This is a genomic window from Kitasatospora sp. NPDC094028 (genome assembly GCF_049543595.1).
Taxonomy (GTDB): Bacteria; Actinomycetota; Actinomycetes; order Streptomycetales; family Streptomycetaceae; genus Kitasatospora.
Genome location: NZ_JBMVFA010000062.1, coordinates 1 through 18533, shown reverse-complemented (window position 1 = coordinate 18533; position 18533 = coordinate 1). Strand labels below are relative to the sequence as shown.

At 72.3% G+C, this 18533-nt stretch carries 14 protein-coding genes; 5 read left to right on the top strand and 9 right to left on the bottom strand.

What is annotated here, in order from left to right; all coding sequences use genetic code 11:
* Positions 1–151 precede the first annotated feature (151 nt).
* Both ACPC54_RS41075 and ACPC54_RS41070 read left to right on the top strand, forming a co-directional pair.
* Positions 152–1606 carry a GH1 family beta-glucosidase gene (locus ACPC54_RS41075; protein ID WP_498972720.1) on the top strand — a complete coding sequence of 485 codons (1455 nt, stop codon included), beginning with the start codon at positions 152–154 and terminating at the stop codon, positions 1604–1606.
* A gap of 149 nt (positions 1607–1755) precedes the next feature.
* Entirely contained in the window at positions 1756–2760 is a 1005-nt protein-coding gene (locus ACPC54_RS41070; RefSeq protein ID WP_498972718.1) for a LacI family DNA-binding transcriptional regulator, read from the top strand.
* A 94-nt stretch (positions 2761–2854) separates the two neighbouring features.
* Here the strand turns inward: ACPC54_RS41070 and yjfF are convergent, their stop codons facing one another.
* The 9 genes from yjfF to ACPC54_RS41025 form a co-directional block, all read right to left on the bottom strand.
* A complete protein-coding gene (yjfF, locus tag ACPC54_RS41065; RefSeq protein ID WP_498972716.1) occupies positions 2855–3832 on the bottom strand; it encodes a galactofuranose ABC transporter, permease protein YjfF in 978 nt (325 codons plus the stop codon).
* Positions 3829–4923 carry an ABC transporter permease gene (locus ACPC54_RS41060; protein WP_498972714.1) on the bottom strand — a complete coding sequence of 365 codons (1095 nt, stop codon included), beginning with the start codon at positions 4921–4923 and terminating at the stop codon, positions 3829–3831. Before ACPC54_RS41060 ends, yjfF begins: the two co-directional genes overlap by 4 nt.
* Complete coding sequence (locus tag ACPC54_RS41055) at positions 4920–6443, bottom strand: sugar ABC transporter ATP-binding protein (protein WP_498972712.1); 1524 nt, start codon at positions 6441–6443, stop codon at positions 4920–4922. The genes ACPC54_RS41060 and ACPC54_RS41055 overlap by 4 nt, the downstream gene beginning before the upstream one ends.
* A gap of 108 nt (positions 6444–6551) precedes the next feature.
* Entirely contained in the window at positions 6552–7538 is a 987-nt protein-coding gene (locus ACPC54_RS41050) for an ABC transporter substrate-binding protein (RefSeq protein WP_498972710.1), read from the bottom strand.
* 158 nt (positions 7539–7696) lie between these two features.
* On the bottom strand, positions 7697–9094 hold the full coding sequence (locus tag ACPC54_RS41045) for an extracellular catalytic domain type 1 short-chain-length polyhydroxyalkanoate depolymerase (protein WP_498972708.1): 1398 nt from the start codon (positions 9092–9094) through the stop codon (positions 7697–7699).
* Positions 9095–9161: 67 nt separating this feature from the next.
* Positions 9162–11558 (bottom strand): beta-xylosidase/alpha-l-arabinosidase, encoded by a 2397-nt coding sequence (locus tag ACPC54_RS41040; RefSeq protein WP_498972706.1) that lies wholly within the window; start codon positions 11556–11558, stop codon positions 9162–9164.
* 8 nt (positions 11559–11566) lie between these two features.
* The gene (locus ACPC54_RS41035; protein WP_498972704.1) at positions 11567–12385 is read right to left on the bottom strand and encodes a carbohydrate ABC transporter permease; all 819 of its coding nucleotides are present in this window, start codon (positions 12383–12385) and stop codon (positions 11567–11569) included.
* A complete protein-coding gene (locus ACPC54_RS41030) occupies positions 12385–13320 on the bottom strand; it encodes a carbohydrate ABC transporter permease (RefSeq protein ID WP_498972702.1) in 936 nt (311 codons plus the stop codon). Before ACPC54_RS41030 ends, ACPC54_RS41035 begins: the two co-directional genes overlap by 1 nt.
* 11 nt (positions 13321–13331) lie before the next feature.
* Positions 13332–14624: an ABC transporter substrate-binding protein gene (locus ACPC54_RS41025; RefSeq protein WP_498972700.1), complete on the bottom strand. Its 1293-nt coding sequence runs from the start codon at positions 14622–14624 to the stop codon at positions 13332–13334.
* A gap of 153 nt (positions 14625–14777) precedes the next feature.
* On the opposite strand from ACPC54_RS41025, the gene ACPC54_RS41020 reads away from it, so the two are divergent.
* From ACPC54_RS41020 to ACPC54_RS41010, 3 genes are all read left to right on the top strand, one after another.
* Positions 14778–15803: a LacI family DNA-binding transcriptional regulator gene (locus tag ACPC54_RS41020; RefSeq protein ID WP_498972698.1), complete on the top strand. Its 1026-nt coding sequence runs from the start codon at positions 14778–14780 to the stop codon at positions 15801–15803.
* Between the two features lie 463 nt (positions 15804–16266).
* Positions 16267–17739, top strand: coding sequence for a glycoside hydrolase family 10 protein (locus ACPC54_RS41015; RefSeq protein ID WP_498972696.1), 1473 nt, complete (start codon positions 16267–16269; stop codon positions 17737–17739).
* Positions 17740–17843: 104 nt separating this feature from the next.
* A partial coding sequence (locus ACPC54_RS41010) for an RICIN domain-containing protein (protein WP_498972694.1) occupies positions 17844–18533 on the top strand: 690 nt, incomplete at its 3' end.

Genomic DNA, 18533 nt, shown 5'->3' with positions numbered 1-18533 from the left:
CGCCCCCCCCGCCCCCCCCCCCCCCCCCGGCGCCCCCCCCCCCCGCCCCCGCCCGGGGGGGCGGGGGCGGGCCGGGCGGCGGGCCCCCCCCCCGCCCCCCCCCCCCCAGCCGGCACCCGATGGTCACCACCTCTCATTGGAGACTCCTGCCATGACCGCCGCCCCACCGAACATCAGCCCCGCCCGACGTGCCTTCCCGCCGGACTTCGCCTGGGGCACGGCCACCGCCGCCTACCAGATCGAGGGCGCCGTGGCCGAGGACGGCCGCACCCCGTCGATCTGGGACACCTTCAGCCGCACGCCCGGCAGGGTCGAGGGCGGCGACACCGGGGACATCGCGGTGGACCACTACCACCGGTTCCGCGAGGACGTCCGGATGATGGCCGACCTCGGCCTGACCTCCTACCGGTTCTCCATCGCCTGGCCCCGCGTCCAGCCGACCGGCCGCGGCCCGGCCTCCGAACGCGGCCTGGACTTCTACCGGGCGCTGACCGACGAACTCCTCGCCCACGGCATCACCCCGGTCGCCACCCTCTACCACTGGGACCTCCCCCAGGAGTTGGAGACCCCGTCGAACGGCGGCTCCGCCGCGGGCGGCGGCTGGCCGGCGAGGGACACCGCGTACCGCTTCGCCGACTACGCGGCGCTCGCCGCCGAGGCGCTCGGCGACCGGGTGCCCACCTGGATCACCCTCAACGAGCCCTGGTGCAGCGCCTTCCTCGGCTACGGCTCCGGTGTCCACGCCCCCGGCCGCACCGACCCCGGCGACGCGCTGCGCGCCGCCCACCACCTCAACCTCGGCCACGGCCTGGCCGTCGGCGCCCTGCGCGCCGCCCTGCCCGCCGCCGCCCGGGTGTCCGTCTCGCTCAACCTGCACGTCGTACGGCCGCTCAGCGACCGCCCGGAGGACCTGGAGGCCGCCCGCCGGATCGACGCCGTCGGCAACCGGATCTGGACCGGCCCGATGTTCCGGGGCCGGTACGACGACGACCTCCTGCGGCACACCGCGCACCTGGTCGACTGGGACGCCCTGGTCCACGACGGCGACCTCACCGAGATCTCCCGCCCGATCGACCTGCTCGGCCTGAACTACTACACCCCGACCGTCGTCTCCGCCGCCCCGGCGGACGCCGAGGGCCGTCCGCGCGAGGACGGGCACGGCTCCAGCGCGTCCTCGCCCTGGCCGGGCGCCGACGCCGTCGCCTTCCACCGCGCCAACGACGACGTCACCGCCATGGGCTGGCCGATCGACCCCACCGGGCTGTCCGACGCGCTGATCGGCATGCACCACGAGTTCGGCCTGCCCCTGATCGTCAGCGAGAACGGCGCGGCGTTCCAGGACACCGTCGCCCCCGATGGCACCGTCCACGACCCCGAACGGACGGCCTACCTCCACCGCCACCTCGACGCCGTCGCCGACGCCATCGACGCCGGCGCCGACGTCCGCGGCTACTTCCTCTGGTCCCTGCTCGACAACTTCGAGTGGGCGTACGGCTACGACAAGCGCTTCGGCATCGTCCGCGTCGACTTCGACACCCTGGCGCGCACGCCCAAGAGCAGCGCCCGCTGGTACGCCGAGGTGATCCGCCGCGGCGGACTGGGCTGACGACCCCGTGCCCGACGGGAGCGCGGGCGGGCGCGCCGGATGCCTTGACGCTGCATGGTCGTCCGGCCAAGCTGGCAGGGTGGCGGCCCGGCGTGGGTGACGGGTCCGAGGGTGGAGTTCCCTGTCGAGGACCGATCCAGGACGGCCCCATGCCCCAGCTCATTCCCGGCAACGACACCGCTCCGACGCTGGCCGAGGTCGCCCGTCTGGCCGGTGTCTCCACGGCGACCGCCTCCCGGGTGCTCAACCGTTCCGCCCGGGTCTCCACCGAGGTGACGGCCCGGGTGGAACGGGCGGTGCGCGACCTGGCGTACGTCCGCCGCCGGGCGCCGCGCACCCGGGACACCGGCGTGGTGGCCGTCGTGGTCTTCGCCGATCCGCTGCAGTACCACGCGGACGCCTTCCCGGTCCGGCTGCTGGCCGGGCTGCGGCGCTCCCTGCCGGGCACGGAACGGGAGTTGGCCGTGTTCACGGTGCCCAGGCGCTCCCGGCGCCCGCCGCTGGTGCGCTACCTGTGCGGCGGCCACGTCGACGGGGTGCTGCTGGTCGGCCCCTGGGGGGACACCGCGCTCGCCCGGCTGCTGCACGCGGCCAGGGTGCCCGTGGTGTCGCTGGGCCGGCCGCCGGAGCCGGGCACGGTGGCGTTCGTGGACGCCGACAACCTCACCGGCGCCAGGGACGCGGTGCAACGGCTGTACGCGTCCGGGCGCCGCTCGGTGGCCACCATCGCCGGGCCCCCGGACACCGCCGCGGGCGCGGACCGGCTGGCCGGCTACCACCAGACGGTGAGCGCGATGGCCGCGGCCCGGCCGGCCGTGGCGTACGGCGACTTCAGCGGCGCCTCCGGTGAGCACGCGATGCAGTGGCTGCTGGACCAACGCCCCGACGTCAACGCGGTGTTCGCCGCCTCCGACCAGATGGCCGCGGGAGCCCTCAGGGCCCTGCGGCGGCGCGGCATGCGGGTCCCCGAGGATGTCGCGCTGGTCGGCTTCGACGACTCCCCGCTCGCGGCGCGGTGCCGGCCGGGGCTGACCACCGTCCGCCAGCCGGTGGAGGAGCTCGGCTCCCGTGCCCTGGATCTGCTGCTGCGCCACCCTGCCGGCGGCGAGTCGGTGGTGCTGCCCACCAGGCTGGTCGTCCGCGCGTCGGGCTGAGCGCGCCGCCGCTGAACGCGCCGCGCACCCGGGGTCACCGGGTGCGCGGCGGGGGTCAGCGGCGGGGGCCAGGGGCGGGGGCCAGGGGCGACGGTCAGCGCCGGCGGACGGTCGACAGGCGCTGCAGGACGATGAAGACGAAAAGCAGGGCGCCGATGACGATCCGGGTCCACCAGGAGCTGAGGGTGCCCTGGAAGCTGATCACGGTCTGGATCAGTCCGAGGACCAGCACGCCGAGCACGGTGCCGAGCAGGTAGCCGGAGCCGCCGGTGAGCAGGGTGCCGCCGATGACGACCGCGGCGATCGCGTCGAGTTCCAGGCCGACCGCGTGCAGGCCGTAGCCGGAGAGCATGTAGAAGGTGAGCAGGACGCCGCCGAGCGCGGAGCAGAAGCCGCTGATCGCGTACACGGTGGTCTTGGTGCGCTGGACCGGCAGGCCCATCAGCAGGGCGGACTGTTCACTGCCGCCGAGCGCGTACACGTTGCGCCCGAACCGGGTGTGGTGGAGGACCACGAATCCGGCGGCGACCACCAGCAGGGCGATCACCGCGCTCGGCGAGACGAACAGGCTGCCGAGCGGGATCCGGGTCTGCGCCATGGCGGTGTACTGCGGGTCGGTGATGGAGATCGAGTCGACGCTGATCGTGTAGCACAGGCCGCGGGCCAGGAACATGCCCGCGAGGGTGACGATGAACGGCTGGATCTCGAAGACGTGGATGACCCAGCCCATCAGCCAGCCGCCGGCGGTGCCCGTCAGCAGGACCAGCGGGATCACCAACAGCGGTGGCCAGCCGTGCTGTTCGACCAGCCAGGCGGAGACCATGGTGGACAGCGCGACCACCGCGCCGACCGACAGGTCGATGCCGCCGGTCAGCACGACGAAGGTCATCCCGACCGCGACGACCAGCAGGAAGGCGTTGTCGATCAGCAGGTTGAGCACGACCTGGCCGGAGAAGAAGCCGTCGTACTCCACCGAGCCGCCGCCGAACATCGACACCAGCAGCACGGCGGTGACGAGCAGCGGGATCTGCCCGCGCAGGCGGCCCGCCAGGGTGTGAGCGTTCACCTTCATTCGCCGACCTCCGGCGCGCTGGGGGTCGCGGTGTGCGACCGGACGGTGCGCCGGAGCAGGCCGCCCCGTCCGGCGAGCTTGGCCCGGAAGGCGGGCGACTGGATCAGGCAGACGGTGATCACCACGAACGCCTTGAACACCAGGGTGGTCTCCGGCGGGATGCCGATGGTGTAGACGGTGGTGGAGAGGGTCTGGATGATCAGCGCGCCGAGGACGGTGCCGCCGATCGAGAACCGGCCGCCGTTGAGCGAGGTCCCGCCGAGCACCACCGCGAGGACGGCGTCGAGTTCGATCCACAGGCCGGCGTTGTTCCCGTCCGCCGCCGAGACGTTGGAGGAGACCATCAGCCCGGCGACGCCCGCGCACAGGGCGCTGAACACGTACACCACGGCGACCAGCCGCGACGCCCGGATGCCGACCAGTCGGCTGGCGACCGGGTTCCCGCCGACCGACTCCAGCAGCAGGCCGAGCGCGGTGGCGCGGGTGAGCAGCGCGGCGAGCAGCGCGATGAGGGCGCTGAGCAGGATCGCGAACGGCATGCTCAGCCAGTAGCCGCCGCCGATCAGCTTGTACGGCTCGCTGGTGACGGTGATGATCTGGCCGTCGGTGACCAGCTGGGCCACGCCGCGTCCGGCGACCATCAGGATCAGGGTGGCGACGATCGGCTGGACGCCGACCCTGGCCACCAGGAGCCCGTTGACCAGGCCGAGCACCACGGCGGCACCGAGGGCGTAGCCGAGCGCGGTCAGCACGGTGTCGACGCTGCCCGGGTCGGCGGACCGGCTGATGTGCAGGCAGGCCAGGGCGCCGGAGATCGCGACGGTCGAGCCGACCGACAGGTCGATGCCGCCGGTGGCGATCACCAGGGTCATGCCCAGGGAGACCAGGACCAGCGGGGCGCCGAAGTGCAGGATGTCGACCAGGGAGCCGTAGAGGTGGCCGCCGCGCAGGTGGACGGCGAAGAAGTCGGGGGTGAAGGCGAGGTTGGCGACCAGGAGCACGGCCAGGACCGCGGCCGGCCAGAACAGCCGGTGGCGGGTCAGTGCCCGGACCCCGGCCTTGGCCGGGCCCGCGGCCGTCGCCGCGCTCATTGCTCCGCTCCGCTCGCGATGGCTGCCATGACGCGCTCCGGGGTGAGCCCGCCGTCGTTGTCCAGTTGGGCGACCATCCGGCGGTCGCGCAGCACGCCGACCCGGTGGCTGAGCCGCAGTACCTCCTCCAGTTCGGCGGAGATGAAGAGCACCGCCATGCCGTCCTCGGCGAGGTCCGCCACCAGCTTCTGGATCTCGGCCTTGGCCCCGACGTCGATGCCGCGGGTCGGCTCGTCCAGGATCAGCAGCTTGGGGTCGGTGATCAGCCAGCGGGCGAGCAGCACCTTCTGCTGGTTGCCGCCGCTGAGGTTGCGCACCGGTGCGTCGGGGTTGCCGGGACGGATGTCCAGGGCGCGGATCCACCGCAGAACCAGCTCGTCCTGCGCGGTCCGGGGCAGCGGACGGGCCCAGCCCCGGGCCGCCTGCAGTGCCAGCACGATGTTCTCCCGGACGGTCAGTTCACCGACCAGGCCCTCGGTCCTGCGGTTCTCCGAGCAGAACGCGATGCCGCGGGCGATCGCGTCGCGCGGGCCGCGCAGTGCGGTCTCGGCGCCCTCGATCCGCAGCGTGCCGCCGTCGCTGCGGTCGGCGCCGAACAGCAGCCGGGTGGCCTCCGTCCGTCCGGAGCCCAGCAGCCCGGCCAGCCCGACCACCTCGCCCGACCGGACGGCCAGGTCGTACGGCTCGACGGCGCCCCGCCTGGTCAGCCCGTCTGCTTGCAGGAACACCGCTCCGGTGGCCGGGGCGGTGCGTTCACGCCGTTCGCCGTCGCCGAGCCGGTCGAGCCCGGCGAGCTCGGTGCCGATCATCCGGGAGACCAGCTGGGCCTGGTCGAGCTCGCTGGTCAGGTACTCGCCTTCGAGCCGGCCGTTGCGCAGCACGGTCATCCGGTCGCAGATCTCGTAGATCTGGTCGAGGAAGTGCGAGACGAACAGGACGGCGACCCCCTGGTCGCGCAACCGGCGCAGCACGGTGAAGAGTCGGCGCACCTCGTCGCGGTCCAGGCTGGAGGTGGGCTCGTCCAGGATCAGCACCTTGGCGGAGACGTCGACCGCGCGGACGATGGCCACGAGCTGCTGGACGGCGATGGAGTGGCTGCCGAGCGGCGCGCCGACGTCGATGTCCAGGTCCAGTTCGCGGACCAGTTCGGCGGCCCGGCGGCGCACCGCGGCCCAGTCGATCAGGCCGTACCGGCGGGGCTCGCGCCCGATGAAGACGTTCTCCGCGACCGACAGGTTCGGGCAGAGGTTCACTTCCTGGTAGACCGTGCTGATGCCGGCCTCCTGGGCCTGCGCCGGTCCGGTGATCCGCACCGGCCGGCCGGCCAGCAGCACCTCGCCGCCGTCGATCGGGTGGACTCCGGTGAGCGCCTTGATCAGCGTGGACTTTCCGGCGCCGTTCTCCCCCATCAGGGCGTGCACCTCGCCGGGGAAGAGCCGGAAGTCGACCCCGTCCAGCGCCACCACCCCGGGGAACTCCTTGCGGATCCCCCGGACTTCCAGGACCGGTTGCTGCCGCACCCCGGTTCTCCTCTCGTGTCTGCCGGACTCCTCCCGCCCTCGGGTGGTCCGGACGGGCCGTGCGGGGCCGGTCCGCAGGAGCGGTCCGGCCCAGCGCGTCCGAGCGGGTCAGTACTGGCGGTTCGGGAGGGCCGCGGTGGCCTGCTCGGGGGTGAAGGTGCCCTCCTCGGTCTTGATCCGCCGGGGCACCTGCTCACCTGCCCTGACCTTCTTCACCAGGTCCATCAGCTGGTCGCCGAGCAGCGGGTTGCACTCGACGTCGAAGTTGATCTTGCCCTGGCTCATCGCGGTGAAGGCGTCCTTGACGCCGTCCACGGAGACGATCCTGATGTCGGTGCCGGGCTTCTTGCCGGCCTCCTCGATCGCCTGGATCGCGCCGAGCGCCATGTCGTCGTTGTGCGCGTACAGCACGTCGATCTTCGGCTGGGCCTTCAAGAAGGCCTGCATGACCTCCTTGCCCTTGGCGCGGGTGAAGTCGCCGGTCTGCGAGGCGACGACCTTGAACCCGGGCCGGCCCTTGATGGCGTCCGCGAAGCCGGACTTGCGGTCGTTGGCCGGTGCCGAGCCGGTGGTGCCCTCCAGTTGGACGATGTTCACGTCACCACTGCCGGACGCGTACTCCTTGACCAGCCAGTCGCCGGCCTCCCTGCCCTCCTCGACGAAGTCCGAGCCGAGGAAGGAGGCGTAGAGCGACTCGTCCTTCGAGTCCACCGCGCGGTCGGTCAGGACGACCGGGATGTGCGCGTCCTTGGCCTCCTTCAGCACGGTGTCCCAACCCGACTCCACCACCGGGGAGAAGGCGATCACGTCGACCTTCTGCTGGATGAACGAGCGGATCGCCTTGATCTGGTTCTCCTGCTTCTGCTGCGCGTCGGAGAACTTGAGCTCGATCCCGGCCTTCTTCGCCGCCTCCTGGATCGACTTGGTGTTGGCGGTGCGCCAGCCGCTCTCCGCACCGACCTGGGAGAAGCCCAGGACGAGCTTGTGACCGGGGCCCTTCCCGGCAGAGCCGCCGCCTGCGCCGCCGGAACCGCAGGCGGCAAGGGCGACGACCATCGCGCCGGCGACCAGGGCCGCCGCAGCTCTCTTGGACATGGGGGGACTTCCTCTCGCGATCGTCCATCGGTTCGGTTCGCTCGATTGTTAGCGCTAACAATCGACGCGACAAGATTCCTGCAGCCCGTTACCCAAACGTGACCTGCCGTCAGGAGCACTCCGGGGCAACGGAAGTCATTCGGATCGCCCGCCTCAGGTCAGCCGAACGTCCACTGCTGGTTCCGGCCGCCGCTGCAGCTCCACAGCTGGACGGGCGAGCCGTCCGCGGTGGCCAGGCCGGCCACGTCCAGGCAGAGCCCCGACTGCACCCCGGTGACGGTGCCGTTCGGGTTCAGCCGCCACTGCTGGTTGGCCTGGCCGTTGCAGGACCAGACGATCACCTTGGTGCCGTCGGTGGTACCCCTGGCGTTGGCGTCCAGGCACAGGGGGCTGCCTCCGGCGGTCACGGTCAGCTGGTTCGAGGCCGTACGGGTCCAGACCTGGTCCGCACCGCCGGTACAGGTGCGGATCTGCTGCTGGGCGCCCGGCGTCGCGCTGTTCGCGGCGGTCAGGCACTTGCCCGCGTCCACCGCGCGCAGCGCACCGGTCGTGCCGCCGCCGGAGGAGCCCGCGTCCAGGCCCATGAAGTGGATCGCGTCGGCGGCCATCGCGCTTCCCTGGACCGGCAGTTGATGCCCGGCCCCGGCGATGCTGTATGCCTCGACCTGGGTGGTGCCGGCGCCGTTGTCGTACCGCGTACGGGTCCAGCCGGCCGCGGGGGTGTCCGTGGCCGAGGGGGTCTGGCTCACCCCGAGGACGTCGGTCCACTGCTTGATCTCTTCGCCCAGGTTGTGGTGGCTCAGGATCGGATCGGCCGTACCGTGCCACAGCTGCACGCGCGGACGCGGACCGGTGTAGCCGGGATCCCCCGTGTCGCGGACCAGTGCGCCCCACTGCTGCGGGCTCATCGAGACCTGGCCCTGGGCGCAGGCCGGGTTCCAGCCGCGGACGGAGCCGGTGCGGAAGCAGTGGTAGGGCACGCCCATGAACGCCGCGCCCGCCTTGAACACGTCCGGGTAGTCGGCGAGCATGACGTTCGTCATCATCCCGCCCGAGGACTCGCCGGTCACGTACACGGCGTCGGCGTTGCCGCCGTAGTGCTGCTCCGTGTAGGTGATCATCGACATGAGCCCGACCGGGTCGCTTCCGCCGTTGCGGGTCAGCGCCTGGTCCGAGGAGACGTCCCAGCAGCTTCCGCTCGGGTTCGTCGAGGGGTAGACGACCAGGAACCCGTACCGGTCGGCCAGCGAGCCGAAGTCGGTGCTGGAGTACAGGTAGGGGCCGGTCCCCTGGCACCCGTGCAGGGCCAGCAGGATCGGCGGGTCGGCCCTGACGCTGCTCGGCACGTACAGGTGCATCAGCAGCCCGGTCGGGTTGGCGCCGAAGTCGGTGATCTGCGTCAGCGAGGCGGCGAGCCTAGGCGCGGCGGGCGCGGCGGGCGCAGCAGGCGCGGCGGCAGTGGCCCGGGGGGCGGCCTGCAGGCTCAGGCCGAGCGCGAGGCCGACCGCGGCGACGACGCCCAGGAGGCGGGACGGTAACGAGCGGGATCGGAACATGGGACCTCTCCGTCTGAATGGCCGTGAGTGGGGGGAAGGTTGCGCCGGCGGGCGGCGCGGTGGCGGGTCAGGTGCACCGGAAGTCCGCGTGCAGGCGCCGGGTGTGGTCCAGGACCCGGACCGGGCCGTCCAGCCGGACGGTGGCGGTGAGCCGGACGTCGGTGCTGGAGGCGGCGATCCGCAGCTCCAGCTCACCGGGCTCGACGATGCGTCGGCCGTCGCGCCCGGTGAAGGACGCGAGGTCGGCGGGGACGCGGACCCGGACCCGGGTCCGTTCCCCTGCGTCCAGGGGGATCCGCCGGTAGCCGATCAGCCGCAGGACCGGCTGGACGACGGACGCGACGGGATCGTGCAGGTAGAGCTGGACGGTCTCGCTGCCGCTGCGCCCACCGGTGTTGCGCAGGGTGAACGCGAGGGCGAACTCGCCCTCGGTCGTGGCGGTGGCCCGCTCCACCTCCAGGTCCGTCCAGGCGAACGTCGTGTACCCGAGGCCGTGCCCGAATCCGAACGCGGGGCTGGGGTCGGTGCTGGACACCTCGCTCGGTCCGGCCAGGCGGGCGGCGAGGTAGGTGGAGGGCTGCACGCCCGGCCGGGCCGGGATGCTGACCGGCAGCCGGCCCGAGGGGTCGGTCCGGCCGCTGAGCACGCAGGCGATCGCCTCGGTCCCGGCCTCTCCGGGGAAGAAGGTCTGCACCAGGGCCGCCGCCTCGGTCGCCGCGCGTCCCAGCGCGTAGGGGCGGCCGGCCAGCAGCACCGCAACCACCGGCAGGCCGGTGTCCAGCAGCGCGTCGAGCAACTGCTGCTGCACCCCGGGCAGTTCCAGGGACTCGACGTCGCAGCCCTCGCCGCTGGTGCCGCGCCCGAACAGCCCGGCCCGGTCGCCGAGGGCGACGATCACGACATCGGCCTGCCGGGCCGCCGCGACGGCCTCGGCGAAGCCGGCGGTGTCGAGCCCGTCGACGCTCGCCCCGGCCGCCGTCCGGATCTCGCTCTCCGGGAACTCGGCCGCCAACGCCTCGTACAGCGTGGGGAGTTCGATGCCGACCGGGACCTCGGGGTGTTGGCTGCCGACGTGCACGGGGAAGGCGTAGCAGCCGAGCACCGAGGTCGGGGCGTCGGCGTTGGGGCCGATCAGCGCGATCCGGCGGGGGCTGCGCAGCGGCAGGGTGCCGTCGTTGCGCAGCAGCACCACGGCCCGCTCGGCGATCTCCCGGGCCAGGGCGCGGTTCTCCGGGCGGTCCAGGTCGACCGAGCCGCGCAGCGCGTCCGGGTCGTCCAGCGGCCGGCCGGCGAGCGCCGCCGGGACGGCGTCCCAGTCCTCGTCCAGCAGGCCGAGTTGGATCTTCTGCGCCAGCACCCGGCGCAGCGCCCGGTCGACCAGCGCCTCGGGCACCGCCCCGTTCTCGACGGCCCGCAGCAGCGGCGCCCCGAAGGTCTTGACCGTGGGCAGTTCCACGTCCACACCGCTGGCCAGGGCGAGGGCGGCGGCCTCGGCCCAGTCGCCGGCGACGCCGTGCAGCAGCTTGAGGAAGGCGATGCCGAAGTAGTCGGCGACCACCGTCCCCTCGAAGCCCCAGGTGTCGCGCAGCAGCCCGGTCAGCAGCGCCTCGTCGGCGGCCGAGGGGACGCCGTCGGTGTCGGTGTAGGCGTGCATGACCGAACGGGGCCGGCCCTCGCGCACCGCCATCTCGAAGGGCGGCAGGATCACGTCGGCGCGCTCCCGCGCGCCCATGCCCACGGGGGCGAGGTTGCGTCCGGCGCGCGAGGCCGAGTACCCGGCGAAGTGTTTGAGCGTGGCGACGATCCCCGCCGACTCCAGGCCCTGCACGTAGGCGGTGGCCACCGTGCCGACCAGGTAGGGGTCTTCGCCGATGGTCTCCTCGACCCGGCCCCAGCGGGCGTCGCGGACGACGTCGAGGACCGGGGCGAGGCCCTGGTGGACGCCGACCGCGCGCATGTCGCGGCCGATCGTCGCGGCCATCCGCCGGATCAGGTCCGGGTCGAAGGTGGCGCCCCAGGAGAGCGGCACCGGGTAGGCGGTGGCGCCCCAGGCGGCGAAGCCGGCCAGGCACTCCTCGTGCGCGAGGGCCGGGATGCCGAACCGGTTCGCGGCCGCGATGCGCTGCTGGCTGCGGGCCAGTGAGAGCGCGCCCAGCGCCGGGTCGACCGGCGCGGTGCCGAAGGGCCGGGTCAACTGGCCCAGCCCGGACGGGAGCAGGCCGTCGAGGTCGGGCGGCTCCTCCATGTCGTGCTGGTGCGGGGCGACGTCGCCGCCCTCGCCGGAGGCGCCGACCCAGACGCCGACGAGCTGGGCCAGCTTCTCCGGCAGCGTCATCTCGGCGAGCACGGCCTCCGCGCGCTCCTCGGGGCCGAGCGAGCGGTCGAGCCAGCGGGCGCTCGGGTCGGCGGTCGGGACGGCGGGCGGGTCGGCGGACGGGACGGCGGACGGGACGGCCCGGTTCATGTGAACGCTCACTTTCCGCCGACGCCCATGAGGCCCTGGACCAAGGCGCGTCGGGCGAACAGGTAGACGATGAGGACGGGGAGCGTCGACAGCACGACGGCGCTGAGCAGGCCGGGGACGTCGACGCCGTGCTCGGTCTGGAACTCGTACAGGCCCAGGGTGATGACCTTGGTGCTCTCCGACTGGGTGAGGATCAGCGGGAACAGGAAGCCGTTCCACGCCTGCAGCGCGGCGAAGACCACGACGGAGGAGAGGCCGCCCCTGGACAGCGGCACCACCAGCCGCCAGAACACCCGCCAGGGGGTCGCACCGTCCAGGGCCATCGCCTCGTAGAGTTCACCGGCGATGTCCCGCATCGCGCCGGTGAGGACCAGCGTGCACACCGGCAGGCAGAACGCCGCGGTGGGCAGGATGACGCCGAGCAGGTTGTCGTAGAGACCGGCCTTGCCGATGACGTAGAACATCGGCACGATCACGGCCTGCGCCGGGATCGCCAGCCCCAGCAGGAAGATCCGGAAGACCGTGCCGATCGTCCTCCCCCGGGCCCGCACGATCGCGTAGGCGAGCGGGGGCACCACCAGCAGCACGATCGCGACCACGCTCACGGCGACCAGGAGCGTGTTGAGGAAGTCCCGGCCGAAGCCGTTGGAGAAGTCGTCGAGGTAGTTCCGCAGGGTCAGCCGTGCGGGGAAGGTGAGCGGCCCCTGCTCGGAGTAGTCGGAGCGGGTCCGGAAGGTCGCGATCAGCAGGACGTACAGCGGGAAGCCGACCAGCGCCAGCCAGATCAGCGAACCGAGCCCGGCGAGGTGGTTGGGGCGCCGTCGCATCACAGGCCCTCCGTGGTGCTGCGCATCCGGTCGTAGCCGGACAGGCGCACGACGGCGAGCGAGATCAGGGTGGCGACCACCACCAGGACCAGGGCGATCGCCGAGCCCGACCCGAAGTCGAAGCTCTTGAAGGCCTGTTGGTACATGTAGTAGGCGCTGTTGGTGGTGTCGGTGCCGGGGCCGCCCTGGGTGAGGATGAGGACGGTGTCGAAGGTGGTGAGGCCGCCGACCAGCATCAGGATCACCGACGTGATCACGGTGTTGCGCAGCTGCGGCAGGGTGATGTGGAGGAACTGCCGCACCTTGCCCGCGCCGTCGATCGACGCGGCCTGGTAGAGCACCTGCGGGATCGCCCGGGCACCGCCCTGGTAGAGCAGGGCGTGCATGGGCGTCCACTGCCACATGCCGACGAAGGTGAGCACGCCGAGGGCGCTGCCCTGACTGCCCATCAGGTTGCCGTCGCCGAAGAGCCCTTCCAGCTGCGCGGGCACGCCGAAGTTGGGGTCGAGGATGGCACGCCAGACCACCGAGATCGCGGTCGCGGAGAGCAGCAGCGGGACGAAGAAGATCGCGGACAGGACGGCCCGGTTGCGCTGGTGACCGGCCGCCCACACGCCCAGCAGGATGCTCACCGGGGTCTGCACGACCACGCCGGCCACGGTCAGCGCCAGGGTCACACCGACGCTCTGCGTCATCACCGGGTCGTGCAGCAGCCTGGTCCAGTTGGCGAGGCCGTTGAACCGGGGCGCGTCGACGCCGTCCCAGCTGGTGAAGGAGAGCACCGCCACCAGGACGAGCGGCAGCACCGCGAAGAACAGGAAGAACACGGTCGCGGGCAGCGCCCAGGCGAGGCCCGGGCGGGGCACCCCGACGCCGGTCCGGCCTCCCGCCCGCGGGCGGCGGCCGTACCCGGACGCTGTGGAGGGAGCACTCATGGCGGTCCGTCTCAGGAGGCGGGCAGGGCCTGCATGGCCTTGATGAAGCCGTCCACGTCGAGCTTGCCGTCGAAGAACTGCTGGACGGCGGTGCGGATCGGCGCGTTGGCGGCCGGCGGGTACGCCTGGTCCCAGGACAGCTGGAACGACGGTGCGGCCTTGACCAGGTCGTACTGGTACTTCGAGTAGTCGGGGCTGTCCGCGCCGGCGAGGAACTGCTCGGTGTTGGTGGTGGTCGGCAGGTTGCCGACCGCCAGCTGCGCCTTCACGAACTCGTCGGAGTACATGAGCTTCAGGAAGGCGGCCGCCGCCTCGGGGTGCCTGCTCTTCTTGAGCACCGAGTAGAAGTTGTTGGTGTTGCCGACCACGTCGGCCGGGTCGCCCTTGCCGCCGGCGATGCCGGGGAAGGCGCCGTACCCGAGGTTGCTCCTGGCGAAGTCCGGGCTGGCGTCCCGCTGGGTGGCGTACTCCCAGGAGCCCATCAGTTCCAGGCCCGCCCTGCCCTTGGCCAGCAGGGCCGGGGAGCCGCCGTCGGTGAACTTGACCGAGTCGGAGTTCGAGCCGAACGCCCCCGCGTCGACCAGTTGCCTGAGCAGGCCCAGCGCCTTCCTGGCGTCCTCGCTCTCCCAGGCGCTCCGGTCGCCGGACAGCGCCTTCTGGAACAGCTCGGGGCCCGCGACGCGGTCGAAGACGTACTCGTACCACATCAGGGTCGGCCACTGGTCCCCGCCGCCGAGGGCGATCGGGGTGATGCCCTTGGCCTTGAGCGCCCGGACGACGCCCAGCAGGTCGTCCCAGGTCTTCGGGGCGCTCAGGCCGGCGTCGGCCAGCACCTTCTTGTTGCTGAACAGCAGCACGGGCTGGGTGCCGCGCATCGGAATGCCGTAGGACTTGCCGTCGATCACCGCGGTGTTGAACACCGAGGGCAGGAAGTTGCTCTTCAGCCCCGGGTCCGCGGCGATCATGTCGTCCAGCGGGAGCAGCAGGTCCGACTTCACGTAGGAGCGGATGCTGCCGCCGCCCCAGTTGAAGAAGACGTCCGGCGCGTGGGGGGTGTTGATGACGGTGTTGAGCTTGGCCTGGTAGTCCGCGCCGGGGATGGTGTCCAGGACGGCCTTGACCTTCGACGTCCGGTTGAAGGTGTCGACCAGTTGCTTCTCGACCTTGTTGCTCGCGTCCCCGTAGACCAGCACGTGGATCGTGCCGGAGCCTCCGTCTGCGGAGGAGGATCCGCCGCCGCCGCAGGCGGCCGTCCCCATGACCATGGCCAGGCCGAGTGCGGCCGCTGAAGCGTGTCTCTTCATCAAGTCCCCTAAAGTTTCGACTCGTTCCTCGAAAACATCGCCGAGCCGGGACGCTAGGTTGCGGACGTGCCTCGGGTCAACCCCCCGGATCGGTGGATTACGGCAGCATGATGCGCCAACTGCCCTGCGCCGCCGGTGCCTTATGCTGCCCCCATGGACAAGGGTGATGAACTGGGACGGGTGACCCTCGCGGACATCGCGCGCGAGGCCGGGGTCTCCGTTTCGACTGTTTCGAAGGTCCTCAACGGCCGCGCCGACGTCTCGGCGTCCACCCGCATCCGCGTCGAGCAGGTCCTCAGCGACCACGACTACCGGCGCGCCTCGCGCGGCGGCGGTGAAGCACCCCTCGTCGAGATCGTCTTCCACGAGCTCGACAGCCTCTGGGCGATGGAACTCCTGCGCGGCGTCGAGGCCGTGGCGAACGAGCACGGGGCGGCCGTCGTGGTGAGCCACAGCGGTTCGCGGCACGCCCCGGGGCCGGAGTGGATCGAGGCGGTGCTCCGCCGGCGCCCCCTCGGTGTGGTGCTGGTCTTCTCCAGCCTGCCGCCCGAGTTCAAGCGCCAACTGCGGGCGCGGTCCATCCCGTTCGTGATCGTCGACCCGGCCGGAAACCCCGATCCGGACGTACCCTCGGTCGGCTCGGCCAACTGGGCCGGCGGCCTCGCCGCCACCCGGCACCTGATCGAGCTCGGCCACCGGCGGATCGCCATCGTCACCGGCCCCGAGGACACGCTCTGCTCCCTGGCCCGGCTGGACGGCTACCGCTCCGCGCTGACCATGGCCGGCCTGCCGGTCGACCCTGCGCTGACCGCCTTCGGCGACTTCCACGCCGAGGGCGGATTCGCCCGGGCCGGAGGGCTGTTGGAGCTCCCCGACCCGCCCACCGCGATCTTCGCCGGGAGCGACCTGCAGGCGCTCGGCGTGATGGAGGCCGCCCGAGTCCGCGGCCTGCGCGTCCCCGAGGACCTGTCCGTCGTCGGCTACGACGACCTGGACATCGCGCAGTGGACCAGCCCCGCGCTGACCACCGTCCGCCAGCCCCTGCGCGAGATGGCCGAACAGGCGACCCGCCTGATCCTCTCGCTCCGCGCCGGGGAGGCTCCGGCGGCCCCCACCCGCCTCGAACTGTCGACCACCCTGGTGGTGCGCTCCAGCGCCGTCGCGCCCAGCCGACCCTGAACGCAGCGCCACCGGCCCCAGGGCCGCGGGCAGCCCGAGGGAGCGACGGAGCGGCGGCACGGATCGCGAAACTGTCGCCGTTTCAGTCGAAAGCGTTGACAGCTTGTCGGGCTCAGGCCAACACTGGCGCCGTCGACTGGTCCGAGTGGCCTCGGCTCCCCGGCCCCGCGCTCCCACCACCCACAGGCGCGGCCTCGTCGACGTCAAGCCGGTTCCGTGCACCACCGCGCCCCGCCGTCCGGCCCACCCCACCCTCGCGGCCGTCGGCGGCGCAGAGCTGCGTCCCCACCCCTCGGCAGAACGGATCACCTCCGTGAACATCCCCCGCCCCAAGAGCCATCAGCGGTGAATTGTTAGCGCTAACGGAAACGGAAGAGGCAGGACCAGGCACGACGCCACAGACGCGCGACCCGGCCCCCCACCGGCGCGCCGGCACCCCCCACCCGAAGGAGAACGATCCGTCATGTCATCGCTCACCAGGAAACCCGTGCTCCGCAAGGCCCTGACGGCCGCCGCATGCGTGCTCGCCGCCTCGGCCACCGCCGTCACCGCGATCCCCCCGGCCCGTGCCGCCGGGGCGACCACGCTGGGCGCGGCAGCAGCCGGCAGCGGCCGGTACTTCGGCACGGCGGTGGCCTCGGGAAGGCTCGGTGACCCGACGTACTCCACCGTCCTCGACCGGGAGTTCACCATGATCACCCCGGAGAACGAGATGAAGTGGGACACCACCGAGCCCTCCCGCGGGTCGTTCAACTTCGGCCCCGCCGACTCGATCGTCGGCCACGCCTCCGCGCACGGCCAGCGCATGCGCGGCCACACCCTGGTCTGGCACTCCCAACTGCCCGACTGGGTCAAGTCCCTCGGCGACGCCACCACCCTGCGCAGCGTGCTGGACAACCACATCACCCAGGAGATGTCCCACTACAAGGGAAAGATCTACGCCTGGGACGTGGTCAACGAGGCCTTCGCCGACGACGGCAGCGGCCGGCACCGCGGCTCGGTGTTCCAGAACGTGCTGGGCGACGGCTTCATCGAGGAGGCGTTCCGCACCGCCCGCAGCGCCGACCCCTCGGCCAAGCTCTGCTACAACGACTACAACATCGAGAACTGGTCCGACGCCAAGACCCAGGGCGTCTACGCCATGGTCAAGGACTTCAAGTCCCGTGGCGTGCCCATCGACTGCGTCGGCTTCCAGAGCCACTTCGGCGCCGGCGGCCCGCCGGCGAGCTTCCGGACCACCCTGGCCGGCTTCGCCGCGCTCGGCGTCGACGTCCAGCTCACCGAACTCGACATCGCCCAGGCGCCCGCCACCGCGTATGCCGACGCCGTCCGGGCCTGCCTCGACGTCGCCCGCTGCACCGGCATCACGGTGTGGGGCATCCGCGACAGCGACTCCTGGCGCAGCGGCGAGAACCCCCTGCTGTTCGACGGCAACGGTAACAGGAAGCCCGCCTACGGCGCGGTCCTCACCACCCTGGGCGGCGGCGGCAGCGGCGCGCCGGGCGGGGGCATCGAATCCGGCACCGTGTACACGCTCTCCGACGTGGCCGCCGGGCGCGTTCTCGACGAGCCCGCGGGGCAGAACGGCAACGGCACCCCGCTCCAGGTGTGGGACGCGAGCGGCGGCGCCAACCAGCAGTGGCGGGCCGACCGCAACGGCGACGGCTCCTACACGCTGACCAACGTCGCCAGCGGCCGGGCCCTGGACGAGCCCGGCGACCGGACGGGCAACGGGACGAGGACGCAGGTCTGGGACTCCAACGGCGGCGCCAACCAGCACTGGCGGGCCGACCGCAACGGCGACGGCTCCTACACCCTGACCAACGTCGCCAGCGGCCGGGCCCTGGAGCTCCCCGGCGGTCGGACCGCCAACGGCACGCCCGCCCAGGTCTGGGACTCCAACGGCGGCGCCAACCAGCACTGGAACGTCAGGTGAGCCGAGCCACGGGACACACGCTCCCGGCGGCGCGCCGCGCGCACGCGCCGGTGAGCGACAACGACACCACGGTGACGGCTCCGTCCGTCCACGAAGGAGATCCCATGCCCAACCGAAGTTCCAGCCGCGGGCCGCAGTCCGCGGTGCTCACCGCCGTGGTCGCGGCCGTGGCCGTGCTGGCGGCGCTCCTCGTCGCCGGCCCCGCCCGGGCGGACACCAGCGGCCCCTTGCGCGGTGCGGGTTCCGGCCGCTGTCTCGACGTCCAGAACGCCGCCCAGGCCGACGGCGCGGCCCTGCAGATCTACGACTGCTCGGGCGGGGCCAACCAGCTGTGGACGTCGACCTCCGGCAACCAGCTGACCGTCTACGGCGACAAGTGCCTGGACGTACCGGGCCACGCCACCGCGGCCGGTACCCGGGTGCAGATCTGGGCCTGCAGCGGCGGCGCGAACCAGCAGTGGCGGGTGAACGCGAACGGCACGGTGGTCGGGGTGGAGTCCGGGCTCTGCCTGGACGTCACGGGCGCCGGCACCGCCAACGGCACGGCGGTGGAGATCTGGCCGTGCAACGGCGGCGGCAACCAGAAGTGGACCGGCCCGTCCGGGACTCCGACCCCGCCGGGCGGCGACTGCGCCCTGCCGTCGACGTACCGGTGGTCCTCGACGGGTGCGCTGGCCCAGCCCGCGCACGGCTGGACCTCGCTCAAGGACTTCACCGACGTGGTCGTCAACGGCAAGCACCTGGTCTACGCGTCGAACGTGAACGGGTCGTCCTACGGCTCGATGATGTTCAGC

What these genes read in the sequence shown, in the direction of transcription:
- ACPC54_RS41015 (WP_498972696.1), top strand. Translation starts at nt 16,267, where the DNA reads ATGTCATCGCTCACCAGGAAACCCGTGCTCCGCAAGGCCCTGACGGCC.
- ACPC54_RS41025 (WP_498972700.1), bottom strand. Translation starts at nt 14,624, where the DNA reads ATGAAGAGACACGCTTCAGCGGCCGCACTCGGCCTGGCCATGGTCATG.
- yjfF (WP_498972716.1), bottom strand. Translation starts at nt 3,832, where the DNA reads ATGAAGGTGAACGCTCACACCCTGGCGGGCCGCCTGCGCGGGCAGATC.
- ACPC54_RS41050 (WP_498972710.1), bottom strand. Translation starts at nt 7,538, where the DNA reads ATGTCCAAGAGAGCTGCGGCGGCCCTGGTCGCCGGCGCGATGGTCGTC.
- ACPC54_RS41030 (WP_498972702.1), bottom strand. Translation starts at nt 13,320, where the DNA reads ATGAGTGCTCCCTCCACAGCGTCCGGGTACGGCCGCCGCCCGCGGGCG.
- ACPC54_RS41070 (WP_498972718.1), top strand. Translation starts at nt 1,756, where the DNA reads ATGCCCCAGCTCATTCCCGGCAACGACACCGCTCCGACGCTGGCCGAG.
- ACPC54_RS41045 (WP_498972708.1), bottom strand. Translation starts at nt 9,094, where the DNA reads ATGTTCCGATCCCGCTCGTTACCGTCCCGCCTCCTGGGCGTCGTCGCC.
- ACPC54_RS41075 (WP_498972720.1), top strand. Translation starts at nt 152, where the DNA reads ATGACCGCCGCCCCACCGAACATCAGCCCCGCCCGACGTGCCTTCCCG.
- ACPC54_RS41040 (WP_498972706.1), bottom strand. Translation starts at nt 11,558, where the DNA reads ATGAACCGGGCCGTCCCGTCCGCCGTCCCGTCCGCCGACCCGCCCGCC.
- ACPC54_RS41060 (WP_498972714.1), bottom strand. Translation starts at nt 4,923, where the DNA reads ATGAGCGCGGCGACGGCCGCGGGCCCGGCCAAGGCCGGGGTCCGGGCA.
- ACPC54_RS41035 (WP_498972704.1), bottom strand. Translation starts at nt 12,385, where the DNA reads ATGCGACGGCGCCCCAACCACCTCGCCGGGCTCGGTTCGCTGATCTGG.
- ACPC54_RS41020 (WP_498972698.1), top strand. Translation starts at nt 14,778, where the DNA reads ATGGACAAGGGTGATGAACTGGGACGGGTGACCCTCGCGGACATCGCG.